Annotated in this window: 23 protein-coding genes; 18 read left to right on the top strand and 5 right to left on the bottom strand. The window is 51.8% G+C overall.

Annotated features, from left to right (window positions below; genetic code table 11):
• Positions 1–342: 342 nt before the first annotated feature.
• The gene (locus JRI89_01475; GenBank protein ID MBW2069903.1) at positions 343–924 is read left to right on the top strand and encodes a poly-gamma-glutamate hydrolase family protein; all 582 of its coding nucleotides are present in this window, start codon (positions 343–345) and stop codon (positions 922–924) included.
• On the opposite strand, the gene JRI89_01470 is transcribed toward JRI89_01475, so the two are convergent.
• On the bottom strand, positions 921–1,307 hold the full coding sequence (locus tag JRI89_01470; protein ID MBW2069902.1) for a hypothetical protein: 387 nt from the start codon (positions 1,305–1,307) through the stop codon (positions 921–923). The genes JRI89_01475 and JRI89_01470 overlap by 4 nt on opposite strands.
• 467 nt (positions 1,308–1,774) lie before the next feature.
• Complete coding sequence (locus tag JRI89_01465; GenBank protein MBW2069901.1) at positions 1,775–2,515, bottom strand: RNA 2'-phosphotransferase; 741 nt, start codon at positions 2,513–2,515, stop codon at positions 1,775–1,777.
• Positions 2,516–2,981: 466 nt separating this feature from the next.
• On the opposite strand from JRI89_01465, the gene JRI89_01460 reads away from it, so the two are divergent.
• The 11 genes from JRI89_01460 to JRI89_01410 all read left to right on the top strand — a co-directional run bounded on the left by JRI89_01460 (position 2,982) and on the right by JRI89_01410 (position 14,517).
• Positions 2,982–4,154 (top strand): ABC transporter substrate-binding protein, encoded by a 1,173-nt coding sequence (locus tag JRI89_01460; protein ID MBW2069900.1) that lies wholly within the window; start codon positions 2,982–2,984, stop codon positions 4,152–4,154.
• Between the two features lie 475 nt (positions 4,155–4,629).
• The gene (locus tag JRI89_01455) at positions 4,630–5,532 is read left to right on the top strand and encodes a branched-chain amino acid ABC transporter permease (protein ID MBW2069899.1); all 903 of its coding nucleotides are present in this window, start codon (positions 4,630–4,632) and stop codon (positions 5,530–5,532) included.
• 121 nt (positions 5,533–5,653) lie between these two features.
• Complete coding sequence (locus JRI89_01450; GenBank protein ID MBW2069898.1) at positions 5,654–6,625, top strand: branched-chain amino acid ABC transporter permease; 972 nt, start codon at positions 5,654–5,656, stop codon at positions 6,623–6,625.
• A 149-nt stretch (positions 6,626–6,774) separates the two neighbouring features.
• Positions 6,775–7,545 (top strand): ABC transporter ATP-binding protein, encoded by a 771-nt coding sequence (locus JRI89_01445; protein ID MBW2069897.1) that lies wholly within the window; start codon positions 6,775–6,777, stop codon positions 7,543–7,545.
• 70 nt (positions 7,546–7,615) lie between these two features.
• A complete protein-coding gene (locus tag JRI89_01440) occupies positions 7,616–8,344 on the top strand; it encodes an ABC transporter ATP-binding protein (GenBank protein MBW2069896.1) in 729 nt (242 codons plus the stop codon).
• Positions 8,345–8,471: 127 nt separating this feature from the next.
• The gene (locus JRI89_01435) at positions 8,472–9,791 is read left to right on the top strand and encodes a phenylacetate--CoA ligase (GenBank protein MBW2069895.1); all 1,320 of its coding nucleotides are present in this window, start codon (positions 8,472–8,474) and stop codon (positions 9,789–9,791) included.
• Positions 9,792–10,130: 339 nt separating this feature from the next.
• Positions 10,131–11,984, top strand: coding sequence for an indolepyruvate ferredoxin oxidoreductase subunit alpha (iorA, locus tag JRI89_01430; GenBank protein MBW2069894.1), 1,854 nt, complete (start codon positions 10,131–10,133; stop codon positions 11,982–11,984).
• Positions 11,985–12,009: 25 nt separating this feature from the next.
• Positions 12,010–12,624 carry an indolepyruvate oxidoreductase subunit beta gene (locus tag JRI89_01425; GenBank protein MBW2069893.1) on the top strand — a complete coding sequence of 205 codons (615 nt, stop codon included), beginning with the start codon at positions 12,010–12,012 and terminating at the stop codon, positions 12,622–12,624.
• A gap of 155 nt (positions 12,625–12,779) precedes the next feature.
• Complete coding sequence (locus JRI89_01420) at positions 12,780–13,241, top strand: hypothetical protein (protein ID MBW2069892.1); 462 nt, start codon at positions 12,780–12,782, stop codon at positions 13,239–13,241.
• Between the two features lie 122 nt (positions 13,242–13,363).
• Positions 13,364–13,615 (top strand): zinc ribbon domain-containing protein, encoded by a 252-nt coding sequence (locus JRI89_01415; GenBank protein MBW2069891.1) that lies wholly within the window; start codon positions 13,364–13,366, stop codon positions 13,613–13,615.
• A gap of 134 nt (positions 13,616–13,749) precedes the next feature.
• A complete protein-coding gene (locus tag JRI89_01410) occupies positions 13,750–14,517 on the top strand; it encodes a cyclic nucleotide-binding domain-containing protein (protein ID MBW2069890.1) in 768 nt (255 codons plus the stop codon).
• A 71-nt stretch (positions 14,518–14,588) separates the two neighbouring features.
• Here the strand turns inward: JRI89_01410 and JRI89_01405 are convergent, their stop codons facing one another.
• Positions 14,589–14,834 carry a zinc ribbon domain-containing protein gene (locus tag JRI89_01405; GenBank protein MBW2069889.1) on the bottom strand — a complete coding sequence of 82 codons (246 nt, stop codon included), beginning with the start codon at positions 14,832–14,834 and terminating at the stop codon, positions 14,589–14,591.
• Positions 14,835–15,021: 187 nt separating this feature from the next.
• On the opposite strand from JRI89_01405, the gene JRI89_01400 reads away from it, so the two are divergent.
• Positions 15,022–15,756: a hypothetical protein gene (locus JRI89_01400; GenBank protein MBW2069888.1), complete on the top strand. Its 735-nt coding sequence runs from the start codon at positions 15,022–15,024 to the stop codon at positions 15,754–15,756.
• A 10-nt stretch (positions 15,757–15,766) separates the two neighbouring features.
• Positions 15,767–16,600 carry a 50S ribosomal protein L11 methyltransferase gene (locus JRI89_01395; protein MBW2069887.1) on the top strand — a complete coding sequence of 278 codons (834 nt, stop codon included), beginning with the start codon at positions 15,767–15,769 and terminating at the stop codon, positions 16,598–16,600.
• A 64-nt stretch (positions 16,601–16,664) separates the two neighbouring features.
• Here the strand turns inward: JRI89_01395 and JRI89_01390 are convergent, their stop codons facing one another.
• Complete coding sequence (locus JRI89_01390) at positions 16,665–16,829, bottom strand: hypothetical protein (GenBank protein MBW2069886.1); 165 nt, start codon at positions 16,827–16,829, stop codon at positions 16,665–16,667.
• Between the two features lie 26 nt (positions 16,830–16,855).
• The gene (locus tag JRI89_01385) at positions 16,856–17,125 is read right to left on the bottom strand and encodes a TMEM165/GDT1 family protein (GenBank protein ID MBW2069885.1); all 270 of its coding nucleotides are present in this window, start codon (positions 17,123–17,125) and stop codon (positions 16,856–16,858) included.
• Between the two features lie 343 nt (positions 17,126–17,468).
• On the opposite strand from JRI89_01385, the gene JRI89_01380 reads away from it, so the two are divergent.
• From JRI89_01380 to JRI89_01365, 4 genes are all read left to right on the top strand, one after another.
• Entirely contained in the window at positions 17,469–18,605 is a 1,137-nt protein-coding gene (locus JRI89_01380; GenBank protein MBW2069884.1) for a radical SAM protein, read from the top strand.
• 453 nt (positions 18,606–19,058) lie between these two features.
• Complete coding sequence (locus tag JRI89_01375) at positions 19,059–20,162, top strand: histidinol-phosphate transaminase (GenBank protein MBW2069883.1); 1,104 nt, start codon at positions 19,059–19,061, stop codon at positions 20,160–20,162.
• Entirely contained in the window at positions 20,143–20,853 is a 711-nt protein-coding gene (locus JRI89_01370; GenBank protein MBW2069882.1) for a (d)CMP kinase, read from the top strand. Before JRI89_01375 ends, JRI89_01370 begins: the two co-directional genes overlap by 20 nt.
• 271 nt (positions 20,854–21,124) lie before the next feature.
• Entirely contained in the window at positions 21,125–23,062 is a 1,938-nt protein-coding gene (locus JRI89_01365) for a 30S ribosomal protein S1 (GenBank protein MBW2069881.1), read from the top strand.
• Positions 23,063–23,077 lie beyond the last annotated feature (15 nt).

Below are 23,077 nucleotides of genomic sequence, written 5' to 3'. Positions count from 1 at the left end.
AAGGCCTGCTCTCAGCTCGCGGCCCTCGTTTCGAGGCACGGCGCGGCTGCCCTGATCTTTGTTGCCCCGGACGATATCGCCTGCTTTTTCTGGACATTTCCTGTTTACAAGAAAGATATATAATGTTTTAAGAGATTGAAGCGTCTCCGCTCCCGGGCAGTGGTGAGACAAACCTCCTGCCTGGAGTCGCTTGCACAATTGCAAGCTTATTATCCTCTGAAAGCAAGGGAAAGTCCATCGACAGCGCTCTTTTGCTGTATCATATTGATATATTTGTCTTTCTCAGTTTCTCAATGATAGAGATGCAGGGCAGGGGGCGTGACTGGATCGGAGCAGCAAAGAATGGCAGTGGTGGAATCGCTCCAACTGCGGGGTCCGCTGGGCGTGCTGGCTCCCCATGGCGGCGGCATAGAACCAGGAACAGAGGCCATCGCCAGATTCGTGGCCAGTGAAAGCGGCGCCAGCCTTTACGTTTTTTCCGGAAGGCTGCCTTCCGGCAATCGGGCCCTGCACTGTCCGAGCCACCAGCTAGAGCCTGATAGACATCCGCTTCTCGAAAAATTTATCAACCATGTGAGCCTGGTCCTGTCGATCCATGGGCATGGGCGTTCTCAGAGGCAGGTATATGTGGGAGGTTTGAATAAATCTCTGCTGGAAAGCCTTGCTGATCTGCTTCGCCACGGCCTGCCCGAGTATGAATGGATCAGTGATTGGCAACAAATTCCATCTTCGCTGCGGGGGCGCGATCCCAACAACATTGTCAATCTGGCGCCAAGCAAGGGAATACAATTGGAGTTGCCTCTGATGCTTCGTCAGACAACAACCGGCAATAAACAGGAACGATCTGTGCCAGCGGGTGATGCCATGGTTCTCAGCCAAATGCTTGTGGAATTTGTACGGAGATGGATGGCTGGCAAGAGTTAACAAGCCTGGGCCTTGCGCCAGCCAGCATCTCGCAGTTTTTGCACGCGGGCGCAACCCCAGCGCCGTATTTCCTCGAGGTATAAGCGCATATTTTCCTTTGCCAGGGGAAGAATATCCTGGCGCTCGAGTATTCTCTGCTCGAGATCATTGGGGGTAAGGCCATTCCAGCTTGCATAGCCCTCGTCGAACAAGAAGGCGGGGTTGATGTCACGTTTTTCAATCCCCGCTCCTCGCAAGCAAGCCCTGGCAAGATCCATGTCGAATTCCAACAGCCAGCCATTGTCGGCGATCATACGCTCGGAATCGAAGTCAACAGGCAGAGAACAGAGCGGACAAAAAAGCTCGGAGACAACTTCAACCGGCAGGATTTGATTTCTGAACATGAGGTTTGCCTGGTTTGCCCCACATGAACACTGTAGTCGGTAATTGCTGCACATAGAAAAAACTCCTTGGTTAGGGGTAGAGCTGTTTCAACATCCACTGTCATTTTAAGTCGGCGACTGTCCAGGGGCAAGCGCTAGAAAGACAATTACTGCAATTCATGAGGCAGAGGAAAAACTGGGGCGGCAGTATGAAAAAACTTGACCTCAAAAAGAATGAAACTATAAACTGAAAGTAACTCCTTCAGGCTATCCGGCCGCGACCCTGAACGGGTCGCGAAAGTTGAATGCCGCTTGCCTCCGCAAGTAGCTTCGATGCAACGAAGGCGAAACCTGTGGGTAGGGCTGGAAGGGTCAGAGGGAGTTTGGTGGCGGGGTTTGACCCCGCCACTTGCTTCTCACACATTGCAGGAATGCAGCTTTCTCGCCGCCGCACACCCTTTCAATGCCGTCCTCTCCTAGTTTCTCTGTCACCAGGATTTTTGCCTTCTTTTTTTGCGGCGCTGTCGCCGAATGTCTCGCTTTTGTCTCTCCTTCTTTTCTTGACGCTGTCTTCGTTGGGGATCAAGATCTCTAGCAGGGTCGAGAACAAATGATCCTGGTGTTGGGGGAACTGACGACAGAGATGGTTTGCCTGTTTTCTGCCGGCTCGGTGCCGGTGGGTGCTCCCGCAGAGGAGGCCCAGAGATGTATTCCACAGGAACTTGTTCTGCCAGGTAGAGCAGGCCGTGGCTGCTGTAAAAAGGGATGCCGTTTTTAGAGGCCCGGCCGGCATGTATGGTGAGCAGCACTGGCTCGGCATCACGCCGACTGCCAATTCGTACTGCCAGCTCTTCGCAGCTCGCCAGAGGCACATAAGATCTGTTCGTGGGCCGGAGGCCGTGCTTGCGGATGACGGGGTAAGCTCTCTGTCTGGCAGCGTGGAAGAGCAGGGTAGGTGGTGGAGCGGGGCTGAGGCTCCATTTTGGTTTCCTTACTATCTTGATCTGTTTGTCTTCAATAATGAAGCCAGGATCCATGCCGGAGTACAGGAGCTCAGTGAGATGACTCGGCCGCACGTATGTCCAGCCTTTCTCTTCGTGCAAGGCCCAGAGAAGTTCCTTTATGGGAAGGGTGCCGTCTTCATTGAAAAAGAGGCCAAATTCATCAGGACGATAAAGCAGGATATATTGGAGTATTTTCGCCAGTTGTTTGCCCTTGTTTCTCGCCATGAAATACCTTTCAAGATTGAAATAGCATAAAGGCGGCAAGGATTCAGTTTTCTCTTGACTTGCAAAGTTTATTTATGTAGATTAACATTTTAATAAATAGAAAGTCTAGGATGTACTTATGATATATCATAGTGGACAGATCCCGACCCGTGGCTATTATTGCTACTATTATGCGCGGGAGACGTCTGTCCACTAGTCTCAGCTGTAAATATGGAGACGAAGCCGTGGGCAGGTGAGAGTGCTCACGGCTTTTTTTGTGGATGATAATTGCTTCGCGCAGATGGCGGTCTGGACTGAACAAGGATGTAGGGCGGAGAATTTGCTGGCTTATTTGGCAACAAGAGGTTGGCGGCAGCTGACCTCCTGGGGGAGGGAAGAGGACTGAAGGTATCGGCTCGACTGCACCACCTTCTCGGTCTTCTGCAGGCAAACAGAACAATGTGAAACAGTCGAAGGAGGTACAAGGATGAAGAGGTTTGCTTACAGGCTGGCAGTGGCAGGGGCATTGGTCCTGTGCTTGTTGGTACCATGGTGGACGTCTCCTTCTGTGGCTACCGCAGCAAGCACTTACAAAGTTGGAGCGGTTTTTTCTGTGACTGGCCGGGCCTCGTTTCTCGGGGAGCCAGAAAAAAAGACGGCCGAGATGATCGTGGAACAGTTGAACAGCAAGGGCGGCATCAATGGACACAAGCTGGAGCTCGTACTCTATGACGACGAGAGTGACGAGACCAAGTGCGTGCTTGCCGTAAAAAGGCTTATCAAGAGGGACAAAGTGCCGGTAATTATCGGCCCCAGTCTGAGCGGCAACACCCTTGCCGTGGTCAAAGTGTGCAATCAAGCCAAGGTGCCATTGATCTCCTGTGCGGCCAGCGTGAAGATTGTTACACCGGTTAGCGACAGAAAGTGGATTTTCAAGGTTCCCCAGTCAGACAGCCATGCTGTCGAGAAGATCTACGACTACATGTTGAGTAAAGGCATCACGAAAATTGCCATTATGAGTGTTTCCACCGGCTTTGGCGCCAGTGGCCGCGAAGAACTCCTCAGACTGGCACCCATAAAAGGAGTTACCATTGTTACAGATGAACGCTACGGTCCGAAAGATACCGACCTTACTGCTCAGCTCACTCGCATACGCGGCACAGATGCCCAGGCTATCGTGAACTGGTCTGTCGGGCCGACCCAGGTGCTGGTAGTGAAAAACTGGTACGATCTCGGCATGACATCGATCCCTTTGTTTCAGAGCCACGGATTTGGCAGTCGCAAGAACATCGAACTTGCAGGCGGAGCAGCAGAGGGAGTCTTGTGCCCTCTCGGCCGGGTGAACATTCCTGACCTGGTTCCTGCGGACAATCCACAAAAGAAGGTTATCATGGCGTACAACGAGGCATACCAGAAAAAGTATCATGAGCCGTTGTCTTCCTTTGGCGGTCATGCCTGGGATGCCCTTCATCTGGCTGTGGAAGCCCTCCAGGCAGTGGGACCTGATCGAGCCAAGATCAGGAATTATCTGGAAAACCGCAAGAACTTCATCGGACAGCACGGTGTCTTTAACTTTTCACCTACTGATCACAATGGCCTGACCAAAGACGCCTTTGTTATGGTCGTGGTGAAAAATGGAGATTGGGCTCTAGCCCCGTAACAGAATCACCTCAGAGCAGAACGAACAAGGCCCCGCCGGAGACTGCTGTTTCCGAGGGGCCTTTGTTGTGATGCGGGTTGTGGGTTTCCTGAAGCCAGAAGGCTGGGAGGCTAGGAGGCTGTTATGCCTGCCAGGCAAAATTGAGCAGCGGCACAAGGATTGTGCTGTAAACCGAGCCTGCAGGGCAGGGCAAGGCAGTCTGAAGCCTGCCCCTGCCAACTCGTTGCCGTGCAGCCAATCGCCTCGCACACCCTGTCAAGCAATGACCAACAACTGACATCATCCCTCGAGCGGTTCTGGTGCAGACTGTGCAAGAGAAATTTCCTTGACAGCGAAAAACTCGCAAAACATGCTTGCTCCATTATTGCGGATCGTTTAAGTTGTAGCGGATTTTGCCAGTTCGATTGGCATGGGGAATGATTGGCCGCAAAGCTCCCCCTGGAACTCACTCTACTTCGACTCTCATTGAGCACTTATGGAGAAGATTTCTCTTACAGGTCAAATTATCCAGTATCTATTTACAGGCGTAACCGTTGGAAGCATCTACGCCCTGGTCGGCCTTGGTTTCAACATAATCTATAATGTGACAGAGATCATAAACTTCGCCCAGGGCGAGTTTGTCATGCTTGGCGGACTGCTCATGGTATTTTGCAGTACAACCCTGCATCTGGCTCTTCCTGTCGCTTTCGTGCTGGCAGTAGCGATGGTAACTCTTGTTGGTGCGCTCATGGAGCGGCTCACCATAAATCCTCTCAAGAATGCCACGGTGCTCACTCTTATCATTGTTACCATAGCCGTTTCAATTCTCCTCAAGGGAATTGCCATGTTCGTCTGGGGGAAGGATCCTTATGTATTGCCCCCCTTCTCGGGCAACAAACCCATTTTTCTCATGGGCGCTGCCGTCCAGACCCAGACCCTCTGGGTTCTCGGCCTGACCCTGGCGGTTGTGGTCTTGATGACATTTTTTTTCAAAAAAACTCGCTATGGCAAAGCTATGCTCGCCTGTGCTGACAACTCAGAGGCTGCTCGTCTGGTGGGTATTAAGGTTAAAACCATGGTGCTCATATCCTTCGCCTTGAGTGCAGCTATAGGGGCTGTGGCCGGCGCCGCGGTCACGCCCATTTCTCTCATGGAATACGATCGAGGGGCTCTGTTGGCGTTGAAGGGGTTCGGGGCTGCTGTTCTGGGAGGTCTCGGCAGTTTTTACGGTGCTGTGGTGGCTGGTCTCCTGCTTGGAGTCATCGAGTCTTTCTGTGCTGGATTCGTCTCCTCTGGCTACAAGGATGCCGTGGCACTGCTGGTGCTTTTGCTCGTGCTCTTTCTGAAACCAAGCGGCCTCTTTGGCAACGTGGAGGCAAGTAAGATCAAGAAATTCTAGCCGGACTCTTTCTACAGCACCCATGCATTGTGGAGGATCACTGTACGGCCACAGGTTCGACAGAGTCAACTGACGATCCTCTTGATGAATAGAACTGATAAGTCAACTCAGCCTGGTGCAAATGCAGCGACAGAATCGCCACATACTGCTTGGACTCATCTTGTTTCTTGCCGCGTTTCCTGCAGTGGTCTTGAACGTGGAGTCAATAAGCCATTATCTGGACATCATGATCTTTGTCGGTATCTACAGCCTTATCGCCATGGGATTGAGTTTACTCATGGGATATGCCGGTCAGATTTCCCTTGGACACGCAGCCTTTTTTGGCATTGGCGCCTATTCATCTGGCATATTGAACTCAAGCCTGTCCATGTCGCCATGGCTGGCTATGGCTGTTGGCGTGTTGATTACTGCCACCGTGGCATATGTAGTGGGTGTGCCTTCTCTGAAGTTGAAGGGACACTATCTGGCCATGGCCACCCTCGGTTTTGGCATGATAGTCAGTATTTTTCTCAATGAAGAGGTGGAACTCACTGGTGGACCTTCTGGCTTTTCTGACATTTCTGGCCTGAGCATTGCCGGCCTTTCCCTGGACAGCGAGCTTCGCTACTATATTCTCGTGTGGTCCATTGTTCTCGTCATTCTGGTATTCTCTCTCAACATTATTGACTCACGCATAGGACGGGCCCTGCGCTCGCTGCACGATAGTGAAGTGGCGGCTGATGCCATGGGCATCGAAACAGCGAGATACAAGGTGGCCATCTTTGTTCTGAGCGCGGTGTATGCTTCGATTGCAGGAAGTCTTTATACTCATTACATGGGATTTCTCAGTCCCAGCTCATTTGATCTCTTCTTTTCTATCAAACTGGTGATGATGGTGGTAGTGGGGGGCATGCATTCTATCTGGGGAGCTTTACTCGGTACCTGGTTGTTGACCTTCTTGGGCAACGAGTGGCTCCACGTGTTCCAGGATTTTGATATTCTCGTCTATGGTGCCATTCTATTGGCCATAGTAATGTTTCTGCCCGAAGGACTCGTAGGAATCCTTGGCAAGGTACGCAGCCTGTTGCGGCTTAAGAAAGAGGCTCGCACCTAGATGTGTGGGACAGTATGCTGCCCGGGTCAAATTCTTCCAGCAAGGGTGGCGGCAGCAGACATTCTGGGAGCTCCTGGACTTGGTGATCCTTTACTCGCTGCCAACACGTTTGAGAGATGGCTCCGATGAATAACGGAAAGCCTCCTGCCATATTGAAAGTGGAAAATCTGAAAAAATCTTTTGGTGGTGTGAAGGCCCTCAAAGGAGTGAGTTTTTCAGTGGCGGAGGGATCCATAAAGGCAGTAATTGGACCCAACGGGGCAGGCAAGACAACCCTGTTCAACATCATCACTGGTATTCTATCAGCGACCAGCGGCTCTATTTTTCTTGATGGGAAGCAGATCAGCGGCTGCTCTGCCCAACACATTGCCAGGCTCGGTGTTTCTCGTACTTTCCAGAATGTGGAAGTTTTCGGCAGGATGACCGTTCTTGAAAATGTCATGGTGGGAAGGCATATACAGAGCAGAGCCGGCATAGTGAGTTCCGGCTTGCGTCTGCCCTGGGTCCGACGAGAGGAACAGCAGGTCAGAGAGGATGCCCTGGCTTGCCTGGACCTCGTGGGCATGGCTGACAGACCGGACGAACTGGCTGCAAATTTACCCCTGGGAGGACAAAAACTTCTGGAGATAGCAAGAGCCCTGGCGACCAATCCCAAAATCCTCCTGCTGGACGAGCCGGCTGGGGGCCTCAATACGCGCGAAACAGAGACTCTTGCTGAACTGATCCTTCGTATACGGACCATGGGCATCACCGTAATTCTGGTGGAGCATGACATGAATCTAGTCATGGACATCTCCGACAATATAGCCGTCATAAACTTTGGCCTCAAAATCGCAGAGGGGAGCGCCAAACAGGTAAAAAACGACCCTGCAGTCATTGAGGCCTACCTCGGAGAAGAAGTCGACTATTCGGAGTTCTAGAGTTGAATAATTGGCTTCTACATTATTATATGGCAGTTCAGAGACGTGAGACTGGCACTGTGAGATTGTCATGCTGAGGCTCAAGAGTGTGCATACCTATTATGGGAAAATTCACGCCCTGAAGGGCGTCTCCCTGCACGTGCGACCAGGAGAGATCGTCACCCTGATAGGCGCCAACGGCGCAGGAAAGACGACCTTGCTGAAGACCATTTCTGGCCTCATTCGCGCGAGTAGGGGCACTATTGAATTCAATGGTGAAGACCTCAGCAAGATGTCGGCGGAACAAATAGTCCGCCGCGGAATTTCCCATGTGCCAGAGGGACGTAAACTATTTGGCACTCTCAGTGTGCGCGACAACTTGGAGATGGGTGCCTTCATCCGTGGAGACAAGGAAGAAATTGGTGCTGACCTGTCACGTATACGTGAGAAGTTTCCCATACTCTCTGAGCGTTGGGAGCAGATGGCAGGCACCCTGAGCGGAGGGGAACAGCAGATAGTTGCCATTACCCGGGCACTGATGGCAAAACCCACCCTGCTCATTCTGGATGAACCGTCCATGGGGCTCTCACCGCTGCTTACAAAAGAAATATTTCATATTATCTTGAGGTTACGAGAGGAAGGAACAACCATTCTCCTCGTAGAACAGAATGCCAGGGCAGCCCTGCATGTGGCAGACCGCGGCTATGTGCTGGAAACCGGTAGAATTGTCCTGCAAGGCAAATGCAAGATGCTTCTGGAACACAATGAAGTCAGACGCGCTTATCTTGGCAAGGGATATCGACAGGTTTGGGAAGAGTAGGATGGAGTAAATTATTGCCAACAAGACCCTGTTTGAGGTTTACTGAGATCGTCCTGGAGGAGGCAAACTTGCCTCGCCGGGATCCCGATGCTGAATATACACCGGATTTCTGGTAGAGTGAGGTGTCATGAATATCTGGGACAGGGAATACGAATGCATGCCAAGGGAAGAATTGGCTCAGCTGCAGCTCGAAAGGCTGCAGGCTACTCTCAACAGAGTTTACAAGAATGTAGCCTTCTACCGGAAGAAATTTAAAGAGATCGGTTTCGAGCCGGAAGAACTCATAGACCTGAATGATTTGCAGGAGCTGCCCTTCACCTGGAGCAAAGATGTTAGTGATGCCTATCCGTACGATCTATTTGCTGTACCCCTCCGCGAAGTGGTCAGGGTGCATTCTTCTTCCGGTGCTACGGACAAACCTGTGGTAGTGGGGTACACCCGGCAGGATCTGCACCACTGGAGTGAACTGGTTGCCCGGATTCTCACTGCTGCTGGAGTCACGGCAGATGATGTGGTGCAAATTACCCTCAATTATGGGCTGGTTACAGGGGGATTGGGGATTCACAACGGGGCTGAGTTGATAGGGGCTTCGGTGCTTCCCACCTCGGTTGGTCGCACCGAGCGCCAGATCCAGATTATGAAGGATTATCGGACGACTGTTCTGGTAGCAACACCTTCCTATGCATTGGTCATCGCCTCCCGTATGGAAGAAATGGGGATTGATGCCAAGACCATCAACCTCAGATACGCCCTGCTGGCCGGAGAGCCGTGGTCTGAAGAAATGCGGATGGAGATAGAGGAGCGCCTGTTTGTCAAGGCCACAGACAACTATGGACTCAGTGAAATCATGGGGCCGGGAGTAGCAGGAGAATGTCTCTGCCAGCGGGGAATGCACCTGAATGAAGACCATTTCATTGCCGAGATTGTGGATCCCCAGACAGGGCAGCGTTTGAGTGCAGGGCAAGAGGGCGAATTGGTGCTTACCACGCTCACCAAAGAAGCCTTTCCCCTGATCCGCTTTCGCACCCGTGACCTCTGCTCCATTATTACCGAACCCTGTGACTGTGGCAGAACAACAGTGCGCTTGAGCCGTGTGCGGGGCAGGTGTGACGAAGTGCTCATCATCAAGGGGGTAAATATTATTCCAGACCGCATCGGCGATATTCTAGAAGAGATCCAGGGCAAGAGGCCGCTCTATCAGCTTCTGGTGGAACGCGAACACAACCTCGACCGGCTCACTATTCTGGTGGAGGTATCTGAGGATATGTTTTTCGACAAGATGCGCGAGCAGCGCGCCCTGGTAGAAAAAATGAAAGGAAAGATTGCCGGTGGCATTGGTGTGACACCGCGCATAGTACTGGTTGAACCGTCTACTATCAAAAGGGACGAGGAAACAGGCCCTGGAGTCATAGACCGCAGACCCTGCTGCCACATTCATCAGCCATGAGACCAATTTGCTGAGTGAGCTCGGAGTGCAGTGACAGTATGGTTTGCTCGCCTGATACGTGTGCAACTGGACTGCTTTATCAGGCAGATTGGCGCTGCGGGTTGCATGGAATGTAGCCATAGACCGGCCACGTTCTCCGAATGGGAACCTGGCCCCAACATCCTGTTACCGCAAAGATGGTGCTCTTGACATTCTATACAGAGATGGCGGTGCACTCTGTTTCGCAAAAAGAATGCAGCCCTGGCCAGATAACCGCTGGCTGGTACTGCTGAATGGTTGTGGAGACAACGGCAGTACTTTTGAGAGAAACATCTTCATACAACGATCACGAGGGAATCTATGCATGAACTACTGAGAGGAGAACCCGGCAGCAAGGCGCTTCTTCTTGGCAATGAAGCAATCGTCCGCGGTGCATTGGAAGCGGGAGTAGGCTTTGCCACTACCTATCCAGGAACGCCTTCCTCGGAAATCGGCGACAACTTTTATAGGATTGCTCAGGAGACCGATCTCTACTTTGAATACTCAGTAAATGAAAAGGTTGCTCTGGAAGTGGCAGCAGCAGCAGCAGTCTCGGGTGTACGAGCTATTTGCAGCATGAAACATGTCGGCCTCAATGTGGCTGCAGATGCTCTCATGACTCTAGCTTATGTGGGTGTGAAGGCGGGCATGGTGGTGGTCAGTGCCGACGACCCATCGCTCCACTCCAGCCAGAACGAACAGGATAATCGCTACTATGCCAGGCTGTCGGGATTGCCCATGCTGGAGCCGGCCAATGCAGCCGAGGCCCTGGAAATGACCAGATCTGCCTTTTCCCTGTCAGAGAACCAGCGGATTCCTGTCTTGCTGCGCACCACAACCAGGGTGAATCATAGCAGAAGCGTTGTAGAGCTGGGTGTTTTCTCTGCTGGTCACTACCGAGGCCGCTTTGACAAGGATCCCTTTAACCTGGTGGTCATTCCGATGGTGGGCAGGAAGCTCCACCTGGAGCTTCTCAGAAAACAGAAGGAGCTACAAGAGATTGCAGATGCTTCGCCTTTCAACGTCAGCAGCGGCCAAGGCTCCTGGGGTATCATCACCAGCGGTGTGAGTGCCAACTATGTCCGTGATGCTATCAGAGACTTGGGGATAAGCAGAGAAGTTCGCCTTCTGAAGCTAGGCATGACTCATCCTTTGCCCGCCAATTTGCTTGCCAACTTTCTCCAGGGGCTCGAACGCGTTCTGGTGGTCGAAGAACTCGAGCCTTTTCTCGAGGAACAGGTCAAAGCTCTTGCCCAGGAAAAGGGACTGACCTGTGTCATCAGAGGAAAGGGTGAAGATCTGCTGCCGCGCTCCTTTGAATTTGATCCTCTCCAGGTGCGACTGGCCATCGCTCGCTTTTTTGGACTAAACTATGAACACGCCGGGTCAGCTGCAGGAGCAGAGTTGCCGCCCAGACCGCCCAATCTCTGTGCAGGCTGTCCGCACAGGGCCACTTATTATGCGGTCAAACAGGTAGTAGGGGAATCAGCGATTTTTCCTACAGACATAGGTTGCTATACTCTGGGGATACTGCCGCCCCTGCAAGCTGCTGACTTCCTTCTCTGCATGGGTTCTGGTGTTTCCAGCGCTGGTGGATTTTCGCAGGTACAAAATCAGCCAGTGGTGGCATTTATTGGCGATTCCACTTTTTTCCATTCAGGGATTACTGGCCTGATAAACGGTGTGCAGAACAACCACAATTTCACTCTAGTTATTCTGGACAATGGCACAACCGCTATGACAGGGCACCAGCCTCACCCTGGCGTAGAGCTCACTCCGCGGGGTCGGCAAGCTCCCAGAGTGAGCATAGAAGCTGTAGTACGTGGATGTGGTGTGGAGGAGGTGATCACAGTCAGGCCTCAGCAGCTGAAAAAGACTATTGCGGCCCTCGACAGCATAGTAAAAAAGGAGGGGGTCAAAGTGGTGATTTCCAAGGCTCCCTGTCCCCTCTTTGAACGCCGAATTACCGGGAAGAAGCAGCAAATTGTTTTCGAGGTCACCGAAGAGTGCGACAATTGCCGACGCTGCCTGGATGAACTCGGCTGTCCCGCATTTGCCTGTGAGTGCGATGCCAGTGGCAGAGTGAAAATTACAATCGATGAGGTATTGTGCAATGGCTGCGCAGTGTGCAGTCAAATATGCCACGCAGTGAAACCGAGGAAAAAATCCAACTAGATGAGTCATCCGGAAAGGATTTCTGATGAAGCAAGACCAGAAGGCACTTGGCAGGGAAAGTTGGCGCGTCTTTTTCGCCGGTGTAGGAGGGCAGGGGACATTGCTGGCCTCCCGCGTTCTGGGCGAAGCGGCGCTCCTGGTAGGTGTCCACGTGGTAGTAAGTGAAATCCATGGTATGGCCCAGCGCGGCGGAGTGGTCGAATCTGCAGTTTTGCTGGGCAAGATAGAAAGCCCGACTATCTCGGATGGTGAGGCCGATGTCCTGTTAGGTTTCGAGCCTCTGGAGACTCTCAGAGCTGTTCGCAAATGTAACGAAGAGAGTCTGGTAATCTCCAACACCAGCCCACTGGTGCCTTTCACTATAGCAAGCAGTAGCAGCAGCAACTATCCTGATATTGAAGAGATGATGTCCATGGTGGCTCGCCGAGTGGGACGGCTGATCACCCTTGATGCTCTTGAACTTGCAAGGAATGCCGGCTCGGAGTTGACTGCCAACATGGTCCTTCTTGGGGCTTTGCTGCGGCATGGCGATCTACCTTTTGACAGGCAGGCAATAGAACGAGTGCTGACAATGAAGACCAAGAAATCTTTCCTGGAAATGAACCTCAAGGCATTCGAACTGGGTTTTCAACAGCAATGAGGGCTCTCATAGACTCACCCAAAAAGGAAACGACGATATGGCGGTACTGCAGCGGGAATACTCGTGGTCGGCAGCTGGTGGCTGCTGTCCTGGTGGTATTGTGGTGCCTTTTGAGTAATGCCACCTGTGAGACCAGACAGGGCCAGCAAGCTGCATTGGCCTCTTACCGACTGGCACGTTATCAGTTTGGCGAGTGCCGCAAGATGGGGGCGGCAAGCCTGGACCCCGAAGCTGTGGCAGAAATCAGCCGACTGCTGGCCACCATACAGGTTCAAGTTGACCAGGAGAACTGGAGAGCCATGAGGAAGAATATTCCCCATCTGGCTGCATTGATTGATGATCTCAATAAAAGGATGAAGGTCTGGGATGCTGATGGTGACGGCTTGAGCAACTATGCGGAATATATGCTCTATGGCACCTCATGGAAGAATGTGGACAGCGACGGGGACGGCTTCCTGGATCGGACTGAAATCTTTGTTTATGAAACTGATCCTCTGGATTACTGCGCCTTGCCTCTGCAGGCGTCTCCAGAAGTCACTGTCAGGAAAAAATGCCAGGCTCTGGAAGCTGTGAGAGCAAGAATTTCCGCAGCGACAGGTGTAGAACAAAAGAGATGACGCTCTCTAACAAGTTCCTGTATAATTGGGGCTAACAGACAGATGCGGTAAAAGTCTTCGTCTATTTCATCCTGACCCTGAAGATGCTCGAGTGAATATGCGCTTGTCGGAGATATAACCATATGCAGTGTTCGGTGTGCGGGACTTTGAATAGCAGCGATGCGCTTTTTTGTAAAAGGTGCGGCAGCAGGCTTGGCCCGAAAAAATGTACAAACTGCGGTGTTGATGTTGCCCCTGATGCAGATTTCTGCGAAGCTTGTGGCGCCAAGATTTCCCAGGAGGACGAAGTCTCAGGGAAAATTTGTCAAAGCTGCGGCTTCGTCAACAGTTTGACTACCGTTTACTGTAAGCGTTGCAATCAAAAAATTCTTTAGGTAAGGTGACGGATAGCTGCCCCGAAGGGAGCAGGCCAGCAGAAAGGGAGGCGACCTTGCCCACCGACAAAGCAGGCTGCTGGAGGGAGAACTAGAACTGCGCTGGTTAGAGCAGAAGGGAGAGCTTAGCTGCCATGCATTTGAGCCGGACAGTCGAGTACCAGAATGGCGAGCATATTTTGCAAGAGGGCAAAGAGACGCAAGATATTGTCTTTGTGCTGCTCGAGGGCCAGGCCAAGGTTATCAAGAACACTGAGAAGGGTCCCATGACTCTTGCTCTTCTGGAAGAGGGGGATATTTTTGGCGAAGCAGCTTTTCTGGCTCAGAGGCAGGGGAAGCGATCCGCCTCTATAGTAGCCAATGGTCAGGTCAAGGTGGGTGTACTGGACCAACAAAAACTGGAGGCCGAATACAATAAATTATCGCCCACCTTCAAAAAGCTGCTTCGCGACCTTGCTCTGCGCTTCACCAAGACCACGGCACTTACGGCCCGCTTGGCGCCAAAACGCCTGAAAGCACCGAGCATGGGGGGAGTAGAACAGAGACGGGGGAAGGCCTTGCAGGCCCTGCGCATCAAAGTTGACTATCTACCCGCCAAGAAGACAGGTTATGATTCATTCAGCGGTCAGGACAGCTATAAGGGTATGCTCCTTGATCTTGCTCCCACCTGCAAAGGACTCGAGCTCTACACTGTGAGTTTCAGCAAGCTCTCTCACCCCATTGGCGGTAAATTCATATTCGGCTTCACCCTTCCAGGAAAGCCCATGATGCGGATTCCAGGCCAGATAGCCTGGTTGCGAGAATTGGGCGGCAACAAGGCAAGAATGGGTATCCAGTTCACCGAGAGCAACCCATACTTCGAGAAAATTATCAAAGAATTCCTGCGAGAAATTTCGCCCTGACTACACCTGGGGCCCCATCTCAAAAACCACATCAATCTCGAGAAGTGGCCCCTATTGTCAGCGCTCCTGTACTAACGGCTTGGTCCTGGTATGTCTATAGTGGCGCAGCTGCCGCTGGAACAGGACTTGCTGGTCACTTTAGGTCTGGCCCCTGCTGTCGCTTTCATTCCCATCTGATAACTTACCCTGCTCAAGACCCGCTCCACTTCAGTTCCACTACACTCTGGGCATCTGAGTTCTTTGGCATCGTCCTGGCGGACAGCAAGCAGCTCAAAAATGTGGTTACATTGCAGGCAACGAAATTCGTAGATCGGCATATTCGTCCTCCTAGAATTTCGCTCAATGTATGCCAGCAGACACTCTTTGTCAAATAGAACCTTGTCTGGCAGACGTTTCAGAAGCTCTATCTAACATGTCAAGATTTCCAGTGTCCTGACAAACCTCACTGGCATGCGGCAAGTTTTGACTTTTGACAGATGTGTTAGTGCCAGATATAGTTGCCTCATGGAAGTGTTAGAGCAACTCTTGAACCAGCTGGCATACGATGAACCGGTAACTGCCCTGCACCTTGGCGGACATCTCCTTGCGGTCCAGTCCAGGAAAGTGGGACTGGCAGCGAACCTTTGCCGCCTTGACAAATCGACTCTTGCTCAAGTTCAGCAGAAGTTGGCAGACTTTGTTGGCCGCAGTGCCCGAGAAGTTGCTTCTCTGGTGTTGGACAACGACTTGTTGCTTGCTGGCCTGGGCATGGCAGCTCTCAACTCGCTTCTCACCGCGCCGCTCACCGGGCCTCGAAAAGTGAATGCCAAGGATATTATTGCTGCTGAGGCTGCAGGCAGAGACCTGGTTTTTGTCGGGCATTTTCCCTTCGTGAACAGCTTCAGACCACTCGTGCGGCAAATGTGGGTTATGGAAAAAAATCCCCTGCCTGGAGACCTGACTGAAGAGGAGGGCTACCGGGTGCTCGGCAGAGCGGACGTGGTGGCAATGAGCGGCAGCTGCCTGATAAACCACACCTTTACCCGCATTATGTCCTGCTGCAAACCTGAGAGTTTCAAGATCATGCTGGGTCCTTCCACCCCCCTGACTTCAATGCTGTTAGACTTTGGCCTGCAGGCCGTATGTGGCAGTCTTGTGGAAGATGGGCCCGGGGTGATGTCTCAGGTGGCGGCAGGTGTGCCGTTTCGCGGGCTCAAGGGAATAAGGACGCTGGCACTCACCTCTAACTCTGGAAGGTAACCCTTTGTCTATGCAAGACAAGACAACACCGCGCCTGCACCCTGAGCAATATCTCTATATCTATGAACTTCAAGGAGGAAGCCCCTCTGCCGCTCTAGAGTTGGAGGATCTCTTGGGAGTATGGCCGGAAGCAAACTACACCTACCTCTTTTTCGGCTCCCCGGCAGAAGAGAGAATAGGCAGTTTTCTCGAGGCCCACCCCGAATATCGCCTCAACGGGCGCTATCAAATGCGCTACAAACAATGGCAGCAGCTTGCTGTCAGGGAGCCGGTCCAGGTAGACCGCTTCAAGATCATCACCAGCAAGCAGAATGTCTCCCTGGCTCCCGGGGAGATTCTCCTGTTGATAGATCCTGGAGTCATGTTTGGCTCAGGACTGCATCCCACAACCAGGGGGTGTTTGCAAGCCCTGTCCAGATTGTATGCGGATGAAAATCCTTCAACAGTAGTGGATCTTGGCACCGGCACCGGCATCCTGGCAATAGGCGCGGTCAAACTGGGTGCGACTCGAGTAGAAGCAATAGATTTAAATCCGCTGGCTGTCTCTACTGCTAGAGCGAACTGCCGCAGGAACAAGGTCGCCGACCGCATCGTGGTTCGCAGCGGCGATGCCAGAGACAACCTGCCTGAAGCAGAGCTTCTTTGTGTGAACATCCACTTTGACTTCCTCCAGGAGTTGCTCAGCAGGCCGGAGCTGTATAGGTATCAATGGGCAATCATGGGTGGCTTCTTGACTGCAAAACTCGAGGAAGTATTGCGCTCAATACCTTCAAGAATGACAACAATTTGTGAACCCATAGTTGAACAGGGCTGGGCAACGCTTCTCTTGCAGAATCGACAATAATAAACAGGGGCAGATATTTGACATACAAGCGTGCGCTTTGCACCGCAGACTTTAAACCGTCTCTTTACCTGGCTGGAGCGGCAAGAAAGAAGGTGGCGCCATGTGCGGCCTGGGCTTTGTGGGTCTGCTGATTTTGCTGTTCTATGCGCTCCTCGTGAGCTGTCTGCTCGTCTATGTAGCGTATCGGCTTGGCATGCACCTGGTTGTCTGGCTGCGAGCGAGGTTCCACTTCAGCAGATCTCCCAGGCCTGACCGCTAGCGAGTTACCAGCATAAATATGCCCATGGCGATAAACAAAATCCCTGCTACGGTCTTCACCACATGGGGCGGGAAACATCGTGCCACCAGGGCACCCAGCAATACAGCCAGCAGAGCACTGGTTACCAGAGCCAGGGAAGCTCCGATGAAGACAGAAAGTCTGGACTTGTTGTCAGCCGCAAGGCAAAGTGCGGCAAACTGGGTTTTGTCGCCGAGTTCAGCAAGGAAGATAAGACCAAAGGTGGTGAGAAGTGTTTTCAGGTCCACAGAGGTCTCCTGTTGAGATGCAAAAAGGTAACAGCGTAAAATTCTAATTGTTTGTTTAACTAGTTCAGTTAAAATATGGCATTGAGTAATTTCTATAGACCAACATGAAGCAGGAGTCAAATAGGCTCAGGCGCTGCTGGAGCTTTTCTCCTGTGGCGGTGAGCCCCCGAGTGAAGTTGCTTGAAATGCAACTCGGCGGATGGTGAGGGCGGCGGAGACCTGCCAGTAGAAGTAGAGCCAATAATCAAGTGAAACCGAGGATGAGTTGAGGCAATGCGCCACCATTCAAGCGGTAACTTCTCATGGAAAAGGAGCCAGTAAAATATTAGCCTGGAAGAGAGCAATGATAGAACAGGGCCCCATAAGACCGCCATCTGAGAGCAAGAGTTTGTTTTTGCGACTTACACGCAATTGTCCCTGGAACAGGTGTCTCTTTTGTCCAGTATACAAAGGAACGCAGTTCTCACGCCGGTCAACAGCTGATATCAAGAAAGAGATCGATACCCTGCGACAAGTGGTGGAGGAGATCCAGGAGATTTCCTGGAAGCTGGGATTCGGAGGCAAAATCAGCAGTGCAGTGATGACCAGGCTCCAGGTGGCGAAAAACTACCACTACCTGTATCGACAGGTGGCCATCTGGCTCTACCACGGCGAAGGCACTGTCTTTCTGCAGGACGCCAACAGTCTGATCCTAAAGCCGCAGGTGCTGGCAGAGATCCTCAGGTATCTCCGTACTCAGATCCCGGGAATTCGTCGAGTCACCAGCTATGCTCGCTCCAGCACCCTGGCGAGACGCACGCTGGCAGACTTACAGATGCTCAAAGAGGCCGGCCTCGACCGAATTCACATAGGTCTGGAAAGCGGCTATGATCCAGTTCTGCGATTCATGAAAAAAGGCTGTACCGCCGCTGAGCACATAGAGGCGGGCCGCATGGTGCGGCAGGCTGGGATAACTCTCTCCGAGTATGTCATGCCTGGTCTGGGGGGTAAGACCTGGTGGCGGGAGCATGCTGTCGCCACCGGAGAGGTGCTCAACCAGATCAACCCCGACTATATTCGGCTGCGCTCATTGCGGGTCCCCAAGACTACGCCGCTCTATCAGAAGGTTGAAGCCGCTGAACTGGAGCTTCTCGACGATGATGCAGTGGTTCGTGAGATCCGCCTGTTTATTGAGACATTGGACGGCATCACCTCAACCATCACTTCTGACCACATAATGAATCTCCTGGAAGAGATCTGCGGAACCATGCCTGTAGACAAAGAGAAAATGTTGGCGGTTGCCGATCGTTATCTGGCATTGCCCGAGGAAGAGCGGTTGCTCTTCAAGGTGGGCAGATGGGGCGGCGCCTATCGCAGCCTCAACGATCTGGAAGACCACACCCTCAGGGCAAAAATCGAACAGGCCATACGCCAGTGGAATCTCGATGAGCCGGAACAGGTGAACCTCTTCATAAAAGAGATGGCCGATCAGTATATTTAGCGAGCACAGCCGGAAACCCGTGGCGTGCCGCTCATCCTTGACCGCCCGTTCAGCCCACTCGACCAGGGACCTCCACCTTGCAGCCTCTTAGCGTGCACCTTTACTTAACAGTTGCCTTTGCAGAAAAAGTGCGATATATAGCGCGTGGCTGCAGGCGTTGCAAAGTCTGCAATATCAGGAAAATGGAAGGAGAGTGGCTACACCAACCAGCAGCAGTCAAAGTGCGAATGATTGGCAGACACCCCAGAGACTAGCATCTGCGAGCGACATTGACAGAATCAAAAGGCAGCATGGAACGAGTCGACCCAGCGTGCTGACGGGCAAAAACCTTGTCGATTGTATGATCTATTTCATTCCTCCCTTTGCTCGCCTGACTACTAATCCGCATCCTAGTCTTGCTGTCAGAAGCCCATTTGTGGGCTGCCTGCAATCTCTGGTTGGCAAAAGAATGTTATGGGACTTCATGTACCTGAAAACATCGCTCAACTGAAACCATATCCTCCTGGAAAACCCATTGAAGAACTCGAGCGTGAATATGGCATATCAGGCTCCATCAAACTCGCTTCCAATGAAAATCCACTGGGGCCTTCCCCCCTGGCAATTGCAGCCATTCAAAGTCATCTGCAGAATCTGCACCGCTACCCCGACGGCAGTGGTTTCTACCTGCGCAAACGGCTGAGTACGCATTTGCAGGTCCCCGAGTCTGCAATCGTCCTCGGAAATGGTTCTAATGAGATCATTGACCTGCTGATCCGCACCTTCGTTCGTCAAGGAGATGAGGTGCTCATGGCCGCACCCACCTTTCTGGTCTATCACCTGATGGTGCGAGTTGCCGGCGGCAAACCGGTGGAGGTCCCCCTCAAGGGGTTTACCCATGATCTGCAGGCCATGACTGAGGCCATCACTTCTCGCACCAGGTTGATATTCTTGAACAACCCCAACAATCCCACGGGTACGGTCTTGAGTCGGCAGGATATGGACGAATTTCTCGACAGGGTGCCTCAGGATGTGCCAATCGTGGTGGATGAGGCATATTTTGAGTTCGCTAACCCGGAAAAGACTTTTTCGGGACTGGAATATCTGGACTCAACACCACCGGTAATTGTTCTGCGAACTTTTTCAAAGGCTTACGGCCTAGCTGGTCTTAGAATTGGCTATGGGGTGATGATAGAGGAAATTGCCGACTATCTCAACAGGGTTCGACAGCCATTCAATGTAAATACCCTGGCTCAGGTGGCTGCCCTGGCCGCGCTGGATGATGAGGATTTTCTACAGCGCACCAGAGAAGTCGTCCGGGAAGAGTTGCGCTATCTCTACCAAGAGATGGCGCGATTACAGCTGCCAACTTTTCCGACAGAAACCAATTTTTTTCTCATTCAGGTGGACTGTGATGCCAGAGAAGTCTACCAGGCTCTGTTGAAAAAAGGCGTAATCGTCCGAGCAATGAATAGTTATGGGTTGGCAAACTTTATTCGAATCTCTCCAGGCCGGCACGAGGAAAATCTCCGTTTTGTGGCAGCCATCGAAGAAGTTATGAATAGTTTGCGGAAGGGTTAAAGTGAAAGGTAGAAGACTCGTCATAACAGTAGATGGGCCTGCCGGGGCAGGCAAGAGCACTGTGAGCAGGGCATTGGCAGAAAGGCTGGGATATGTATACGTGGATACGGGTGCCATGTACCGCGCCGTGGCAGTCCTCGTACAGAGGGCCGGCAAGTCAGATGACTTTGACGAAGAGATGCTCGAGCAGATATGCCGCAGACTTGAACTGCATCTCTCCTCAGAGAACGGCCAGGTAAGGGTTATTGCCAATGGAGAGGATCTCACCGAGGAAATCCGCGAGCCTCACATCAGTGAGCTGGCGTCAGCAGTCTCCAGAAAAGCTGTGGTGCGCAAACGGCTCTCGGAGATCCAGAGAACCCTGGGACAACATGGTGGTGTGGTCCTCGAGGGCAGAGACATGGGCACAGTGGTTTTTCCCGACGCTGACATCAAGTTTTTTCTGGATGCAAGTTCGGATGTAAGGGCGCTCAGACGCTATCTCGAACTCACCCGGAAGGGCAAGAAAGTATCCAGACAACAAGTGTACGATCAACTCGTTGAACGGGACAGGAATGATATTGCCCGGGAACTAGCCCCTCTGAAACCTGCCGCTGATGCAATATTGGTGGACTCCACAAATCTACAGGTAGACGAGGTGGTGGACTTCATGCTGGATCGCATTCGCACTCTTTCACATCATCATGATTGATTACTGTGTCAAGATGGAGAAAGCTGCGTTGAATTATTCAGAAAATCATCTACGGCACTGTGAGAAGGCCGAATCTTATCCAGTCATTTTATCATTTCTCTGGAGATGGAAATAGATTGGATTCAAGGGGAAATTATTTGTATTCACCACAGATTTCTGTTATACAGATTACAATATTTAGCTGCTGATGTGCAGTATAAACTTTGCAGCTGTAAAATATGGGGTGTTGAAAGGGGAGAAAGTAAACTAAAACAATGGGGGTAATTGGTTAATGGAACAGACAGAACACAAAGAACAACAACTCCAGGAAAAAAAGACAGACTCGGAAGTGGTGAGTGAGGACCGTGAAGAGCAAGCCACGGAAACCTCGGCAATAGAGGAGGAAGCTGCTCAGCCTGCCGCTGCCACTGAACAAGGAAAAGAAGAAACAGCAGCCGAAGAGGTGGCCGAAACTGAAACGGAATCTGAGATGAGCGACGTAGAAGACGAGGATGAAGCTCAGGAACTCGATTCTGAAAGAACTACTTTTCAGGAAATGTATGAAGAGAGCCTGAAAAGCATCAAAGAAGGAGAGGTCGTCCGCGGCACTATCATCCAAGTGACTGATGACTATGTAATGGTTGACATAGGTTACAAGTCTGAGGGGCAGATCCCTGTTTCCGAATTCCTGGATGAAAAAGGCAACCTCGCAGCCAAGGTTGGCGACTCTGTGGACGTGCTCCTGGAGCGCCGGGAGGATGACGAGGGAACCATTGTTCTGTCGAAGGAAAAAGCCGCCAAGATCAAGGTGTGGGACGAGATAAGCCGCATTTATAATGAAGACGGCGTAATAGAGGGTACCATCTCGTCTAAGGTCAAGGGTGGGCTTTCGGTGGATATCGGCATCCAGGCCTTTCTGCCTGGTTCTCAGGTTGATTTGCGGCCGGTGCGCAATCTCGACAGTCTGATTGGGCAAACCTACAGCTTCAAGATATTGAAATACAACCGCAAGCGAAGGAATGTGGTTCTGTCGAGGCGGGTGCTGCTCGAAAAGGAACGAGAAATACTCAAGGCAGAAACTCTCAAGAATCTCGAGGAAGGAAAGATACTCGAAGGTACGGTGAAAAATATTACCGAGTATGGAGTGTTCGTTGACCTGGGCGGCATTGACGGCTTGCTACATATCACAGACATGAGTTGGGGTAGAGTGGGACACCCGTCAGAATTGTGCTCCTTTGGCGATCGCATAAAAGTGATGGTGCTCAGTTTTGATCCTGAAAGGGAGCGTGTTTCACTCGGCTTGAAGCAGCTGCACGAAGATCCATGGAACACTGTTGATGAACGCTATCCCGTGGGGTCGAGAATTACCGGCAAGGTTGTGAGCCTTACCGACTACGGCGCCTTTGTTGAACTAGAGCCAGGGATCGAGGGTCTCATTCATGTCTCGGAAATGTCCTGGACCGCCAAGATACGTCATCCTTCCAAAGTTGTCTCAGTAGGAGATGTGGTTGAAGCAGTGGTGCTAAATTTGAGCAAAGAAAATCGCAGGATAAGTCTGGGAATGAAACAAGTGGAGCCCAACCCCTGGGATATTATCGGAGAAAAATACCCTGTAGGCACCACTATCCAGGGAAAGATCAAGAACATCACGGATTTTGGTCTCTTTATTGGCATCGACGAAGGGATCGACGGCCTTGTCCATATTTCAGATCTTTCCTGGACCAAAAGGGTCAAACACCCTTCGGAGTTGTATAAGAAAGGTCAGGAGATCCAGGCTGTTGTGTTGAACATCGACAAGGACCACGAACGTTTCTCCCTCGGGGTGAAACAGCTCGAGCCTGATCCCTGGGAAGAAATACCGCAGCGCTACCCCGTTGGCAGTACTGTTGTGGGCACCGTGACAAATGTGACTGATTTTGGTCTGTTCGTTGAAATTGAAGAAGGTATCGAAGGTTTGGTGCACGTATCGGAAATCAGCAGAGAAAAAATCAAGACACCTGTAGGAACCTACAAAGAGGGAGACGAAGTCACGGCCAAGGTGGTCAATATAGGCCAGAGTGAGAGAAAGATTGGTCTCTCCATCAAACGGCTCGAAGAACAGGACGAGAAGACCAGTTACTACGAGTATGTGAACAGCCCCAAGGCGGCAACCTCAAATCTTGGTCAACTGTTGAAAGAAGAGCTTGAAGGTCGGGCAAGTCAGTTGAGCGGGGGAGAAGACCAAGAATAGCCTTACACTGACAGG

The organism is Deltaproteobacteria bacterium (assembly GCA_019309045.1).
Taxonomy (GTDB): Bacteria; Desulfobacterota; Syntrophobacteria; order BM002; family BM002; genus JAFDGZ01.
This window is presented reverse-complemented; position numbering and strand designations above follow the sequence as displayed.